3 protein-coding genes are annotated in these 2,180 nt (G+C 42.5%); 2 read left to right on the top strand and 1 reads right to left on the bottom strand.

Annotated features, from left to right (window positions below; all coding sequences use genetic code 11):
- The first annotated feature begins 358 nt into the window (after nt 1–358).
- Together NTV63_05050 and NTV63_05045 are read left to right on the top strand one after the other, a co-directional pair.
- A complete protein-coding gene (locus NTV63_05050) occupies nt 359–1,006 on the top strand; it encodes an L-threonylcarbamoyladenylate synthase (protein MCX6710285.1) in 648 nt (215 codons plus the stop codon).
- On the top strand, nt 1,003–1,605 hold the full coding sequence (locus NTV63_05045) for a metallophosphoesterase (protein MCX6710284.1): 603 nt from the start codon (nt 1,003–1,005) through the stop codon (nt 1,603–1,605). Before NTV63_05050 ends, NTV63_05045 begins: the two co-directional genes overlap by 4 nt.
- A gap of 33 nt (nt 1,606–1,638) precedes the next feature.
- Here the strand turns inward: NTV63_05045 and NTV63_05040 are convergent.
- Nucleotides 1,639–2,180 (bottom strand): RtcB family protein (locus tag NTV63_05040; protein ID MCX6710283.1); only part of this gene is annotated, 542 nt, incomplete at its 5' end.

Here is a 2,180-nt window from a genome sequence, read left to right as displayed (position 1 = left end):
AACACTATAGAGGAAATATCCCAAACCCTTCTTATAAAGATTTGTTATTACTAAAAAATGGGGCAAAATCATAAAAATCCGCTGAGAGCGTCCTACTCCGCACTAAAGTGCGGAGTTTGATCGGAAACTCTCTGATTCGCGGATTTTTAGGATGCCAAAAACGGCGCTTTATCTCTAAACTAAAGTAACAAAAATTCGCTAGGCGAATTTTGGAACAAGAAATTCCAAAGGAATTTCTTTGTATTGAGTTTTAGCGCCGTTTTTTAGCATAAAATATTCTTTTGGCGTTCTTTTTCTGTTTTTTTTATCTCTCAAAACCCCGCAAAGTTTTTAAAGAACGCCTATATTCCCGCATTTTATGGAAATCATTTCAAAAGATGAGCTTAAGCTTAACAGAGAGAAATACATTGAAAGCATAAAGTCAGGAGCTATTTTCATCTATCCCACAGACACAATCTACGGAATGGGCTGCATTGCCACAAAATCAAGGCCTGTTGAAAAGGTAAGGAAGCTCAAAAACAGGGAAATTATGCCCTTTTCAGTAATAGTTCCGTCCAAGGACTGGATAAGGAAGAACTGCATAATTCCAAAAGGAGGGGATTCCTGGATTGAAAAGCTTCCGGGCCCTTACACCCTGATTTTCAAGCTAAAGAACAAAGAATCAATTGCAAAAGAGGTAAATAACGGCTGGGATACTCTGGGAGTGAGGATTCCAAAGCACTGGATTTCAAGGGCAGTTGAGCTCCTTGGGCAGCCAGTGATAACAACAAGCGTGAATCTGTCCGGCGAGGAATTCATGACATCTCTTGATAATTTAAATCAGTCCATAAAAAATGGTGTTGACTTCATAGTTTATGAAGGCGAAAAAAAGGGAAATCCGTCTACAATTGTCAACCTGTCAAAAGACAAGATAGAGATAATTACTAGGGGAAAGCAGCTGCCTGAGGGCAATAAATGGAGAGAAAGCCCGATAAGAAGCCTCATAAAGAAAATCGTGAAAAAATGAAAATTCTTGCTTTCGGGGACATCCACGGCGATGTTGGGCTTGCAAAGAAGCTTGCAGAGCGGGCAGAGAAGGAAAATGTTGACCTTGTTGTAATATGCGGCGACATAACCAATGCTGACAAATCAACTGAAAACCTGATAGGACCTTTTGTCAAGAAGAAAAAGAAGGTTGTCTTGGTCCCCGGAAACCATGAAACAGTTGCAACGGCAGATTTTCTCGCAGAGCTTTACGGAGCAACAAACCTGCACGGATACTCAATAAAATACAAAGATGTGGGATTCTTCGGGGCAGGAGGGGCAAACATAGGGCTTTTCCAGCTTAAGGAAGATGAGATTTACAGGCTTCTCAAGACGGGATTTGAAAAGATAAAGGAAATTGAAAAGAAGATAATGATAACTCATGTTCATCCCTCTGAAACTCTTATGGAAAAATTCACAAGCATCTTCCCGGGAAGCACGGGGGTAAGAAAGGCAGTTGAGCGCTTCAAGCCGGATATTCTCCTCTGCAGCCATGTGCACGAGGCAGAGGGCTTGGAAGAAAAAATCGGGAACACCCGGGTTATAAATGTCGGAAGGCAGGGAAAGATAATAAATATTTAAAAAATATATTAAAGAAAAAAGTTTTCTTGGAAATTATCCTTTCATTACTGCGAGCGGAACCAATCTTGCGACAAGCTTTCCGATTCCGAGTGAGTTAGATACTCTTACGACCTCGTCAATATCCTTGTAGACAGAGGGCGCTTCCTCTGCAATCCCGCTCCACGAAACCCCTTTTACATCAATTCCCTTTGCTGCAAGCTCTCTTACCACATCTTCTCCTCTTATGGTTCGGAGGGCCTGGCTTCTGCTTGAAACCCTTCCTGCTCCGTGCGCAGTTGAGCCGAAGCTTATCTCTTCTGCTGTCTTTGTCCCGCAAAGAAGGTATGATGCAGTTCCCATGCTTCCTGGAATTATTACCGGCTGCCCGGCATTCCTGTAAATCTCAGGGATTTCATCGCGCCCTGGCCCGAATGAGCGTGTAGCTCCTTTTCTGTGGATGCACACTGTTCTTTTTTCTCCGTCTATCTCATGCTTTTCAAATTTTGCGATGTTGTGGCAGACATCATACACAATTTCCATGTTTTCTGAAGAGCCGAGGTTCTTCTCAAACACGCTTCTCACCCAGTGGGTTATCA

The organism is Candidatus Woesearchaeota archaeon (genome assembly GCA_026394965.1).
Lineage (GTDB): Archaea > Nanobdellota > Nanobdellia > Woesearchaeales > 0-14-0-80-44-23 > JAPLZQ01.
The sequence above is the reverse complement of the archived record's forward strand: the minus strand, read 5'-3'. Positions and strand labels throughout refer to the sequence as shown.